This window comes from Intrasporangium oryzae NRRL B-24470 (genome assembly GCF_000576595.1).
Lineage (GTDB): Bacteria > Actinomycetota > Actinomycetes > Actinomycetales > Dermatophilaceae > Intrasporangium_C > Intrasporangium_C oryzae.
This window is the reverse complement of sequence record NZ_AWSA01000094.1, coordinates 1-3,198: the sequence shown is the minus strand read 5'-3', so window position 1 is coordinate 3,198 and position 3,198 is coordinate 1. Positions and strand designations below refer to the sequence as shown.

Genomic DNA, 3,198 nt, shown 5'->3' with positions numbered 1-3,198 from the left:
CGACCTCGGGCGCTACCGAGCCGGGGCCCGAGCCGGGGCCCGCGCCGGGGCCCGCGCCCGCGGCTCCCACCCCAGTGGCGCCCTCCGTCGCCGCCCCCATCACCACTCCCGTCGCCACCCCTATCGCCACCCCTATCGCCGCCCCTGTCACCCCGGAAGCCGAGGAAGCCACCCCATGACCGAGCAGCGGACGATCCGCGTCGTCCTCGTCGACGACCACCACATGTTCCGCACCGGCGTCCGGGCCGAGCTGAGCAGCCTCGACGGTCCGACCGGCCAGCACCTCGAGATCGTCGGCGAGGCCGGCACCGTGGAGACCGCCACGGCGGTGATCACCGCGGAGCAGCCTGACGTCGTCCTGCTCGACGTCCACCTCCCAGGCGGCAACGGCCACGGCGGCTCCGACGTCATCCGCGCCTGCATGGGAGTGCAGAGCCGGTCCGGGCTTCCCGTCCGGTTCCTCGCTCTGTCGGTGTCCGACGCGGCCGAGGACGTCATCGCCGTGATCCGGACCGGCGCCCGTGGCTACGTGACGAAGACGATCAGCGCCGAGGACCTGCGCACCGCGATCGTGCGGGTCGCCGACGGAGACGCGGTCTTCAGCCCCCGCCTCGCAGGCTTCGTCCTCGACGCCTTCGGGGCCGCCGCCGGCGAGGTCGCAGAGATCGACGAGGAGCTCGACCGGCTCTCGGCCCGCGAGCGGGAGGTGATGCGGCTCATCGCCCGCGGCTACCAGTACAAGGAAGTCGCCAAGGAGCTCTTCATCTCGGTCAAGACCGTCGAGACGCACGTGTCATCGGTGCTGCGCAAGCTCCAGCTGAGCTCGCGCCACGAGCTGACGGCATGGGCGATGGGCCGCCGCCTCCTCTGACGCCTCCCTCCGGGTCGATGTATCGGCGCGGCCCCTGGGCCGCGCCGATACATCGACCGGGAGTGTCGGAGGGCGGTCAGGCGGGCGTGGCGACGAGGCGGCGGAGGGCACCGACGACGATCTCAGGGGCGTCGGTGTGCACCCAGTGCCCCGCGCCCTTGATCGTCAGCAGCCTGGCCCTGGGGAACAACGCCCGCATGTGGTCGCCGTCCTCACGCTTGACGTACCGCGAGTCCCCACCGGCGATCCACAGCACCGGCCCACCGTACGGCGGGAGCGACTCGACCTCAGCGGGCCACCCGGCCATGCGCGACCCCGTGCCGCGAGCGGCGTCGGCAGCGATCAGCTCGAGGTTGGCCTGCCAGTACCAGCGATGCCCCTCGCGGCGCAGGTTCTGCAGGAGGAACGCCTTGACCCCGGGGTCCGGCTCCTCGAAGCGCGCCTCCGCGTCGGCCCTGCTCGTCACCGCATCCAGGGGAAGGCCCTGCATCTCCGCGATGTAGCCCTCGAACCGCTCCAGCGAGCCGTAGCTCTTCGGGGCGATGTCGACGACCGCAAGGCGCTCGACGAGCTCGGGACGCCGCAGGGCCAGGACCATCGCCGTCTTGCCGCCGAGCGAGTGGCCGACGACGGTCCACCTCTCACCGGGTGCGGCCGACCGCAGCGTCGTCGCGACGGCATCGGCGTAGGCATCGAAGGAGAAGTCTGTCGACCAGGGCGAGCGGCCGTGGTCGGGCAGGTCGACGAGCAGACACCGTGCGTCTCTGCCGTGGCTGCCCGCGACGGCCTTGGCGATCTGGTTCCAGTTGCGGCCCTGGCCGAAGAGGCCGTGGAGAAAGGCGACCCGGGGGCCGGCGGTACCCACGGAGAGGGTGTTGAGCGGGGTCGAGGTCACACGGGGAGCCTAGGGCGCGAGGTGGTGAACGGCTCGCTCGCCCACGACCCCGCGGTCGCCGACCGTCGACCTCACCACCCGTCGGGCGAGGCGTGAGTCCGATGTAACGGACCCTTCACGCAGGGTCGACCCGGTGCAACACGCCCTTCCTAGCGTGTGCGACACGCGAGGCCGACCAGCGCCGAGCCACGAGTCGCCCCCATGGAGGAACCGTGAGCACCACGACCGGAAGCACCCCCGGCAGCGCCGCCGACACCACGTCAGAGCCGACCAGCCCGACCGCGGCACCGATGACGAACGGGACCGGGGTCGGCACCCTCGCCCCGCCGCGCCCGAGCCGTTTCCGAGAGCTGACGGCGCCACGCAGCCGGGTCATCCGCGACTGGGACCCGGAGGACACCGCGGCCTGGGAGGCCGGCAACAAGGAGGTCGCCCGGCGCAACCTCGTGTGGTCGGTGGCGACCGAGCACGTCGGGTTCTCGATCTGGTCGATCTGGTCGGTCATGGTCCTCTTCATGCCGCAGGCGGTCTACGGCTTCACCCCGGCCGACAAGTTCTTCCTCGTCGCGGTCCCGACCCTCGTCGGGGCGGTACTTCGCGTCCCCTACACCATGGCGACAGCGTTCTTCGGCGGCCGGAACTGGGCCATCGTCAGCGGCGTCGCGCTGCTCGTCCCGACGACCCTGACGTGGTGGCTCATGGTCCACCCGGGCCACTCGCTGACGACGTTCCTCCTCGTCGCGGCCCTGGCCGGCCTCGGCGGCGGCAACTTCGCCTCGTCCATGACGAACATCAACGCCTTCTTCCCGCAGCGGATGAAGGGCTGGGCCCTCGGCCTCAACGCGGGCGGCGGCAACATCGGCGTGCCGGTCGTCCAGCTCGTCGGCCTGCTCGTCATCGCGACGCTCGGCAACCGCCGCCCCGAGGTCGTCTGCGCGGTCTACCTCGTCCTGCTCGCCGTCGTAAGCGTCGGTGCGGCCGTCTTCATGGACAACCTCGACCACCAGACGGCGAACCCGCGCGCGATGCTCGAGGTGCTGCGCCACCCCGACTCCTGGCTCATCTCCCTGCTCTACATCGGGACCTTCGGGTCGTTCATCGGCTTCGGCTTCGCGTTCGGGCAGGTGCTCAACCAGACCTTCCTCGCGGGCCTCACCGCCGGCGCGGCCCCGACGCCGGCCCAGACGTCGGCGGCCAGCCTGCACGCCGCCCAGATCGCCTTCGTCGGCCCGTTGCTCGGCTCGGTGAGCCGGGTCTGGGGCGGGCGCCTCGCCGACCGTCGCGGCGGCGCTGTGGTCACCCTCTGGACGTTCGTCGGGATGGCGTTCGCGGGCGTGCTCGTCACCCTTGCCGCACGGTCCGACGACGTCACCGCGGGTGCGGCGACCGGGCTGCAGCTGACGGGGATCATCGGCGGGTTCGTCGTGCTCTT

3 protein-coding genes are annotated in these 3,198 nt (G+C 71.8%); 2 read left to right on the top strand and 1 reads right to left on the bottom strand.

What is annotated here, in order from left to right; genetic code table 11:
* The first annotated feature begins 175 nt into the window (after positions 1-175).
* Positions 176-871: a LuxR C-terminal-related transcriptional regulator gene (locus N865_RS21080; RefSeq protein ID WP_034810243.1), complete on the top strand. Its 696-nt coding sequence runs from the start codon at positions 176-178 to the stop codon at positions 869-871.
* 76 nt (positions 872-947) lie between these two features.
* Here the strand turns inward: N865_RS21080 and N865_RS21075 are convergent, their stop codons facing one another.
* The gene (locus N865_RS21075; RefSeq protein ID WP_034810242.1) at positions 948-1,766 is read right to left on the bottom strand and encodes an alpha/beta fold hydrolase; all 819 of its coding nucleotides are present in this window, start codon (positions 1,764-1,766) and stop codon (positions 948-950) included.
* Positions 1,767-1,978: 212 nt separating this feature from the next.
* On the opposite strand from N865_RS21075, the gene N865_RS21070 reads away from it, so the two are divergent.
* On the top strand, positions 1,979-3,198 hold a 1,220-nt coding region (locus N865_RS21070), incomplete at its 3' end, for an MFS transporter (protein ID WP_051511205.1).

Bases quoted from the DNA above. Each gene is read 5' to 3' on its own strand.
- N865_RS21080 (WP_034810243.1), top strand. From the start codon at position 176: ATGACCGAGCAGCGGACGATCCGCGTCGTCCTCGTCGACGACCACCAC.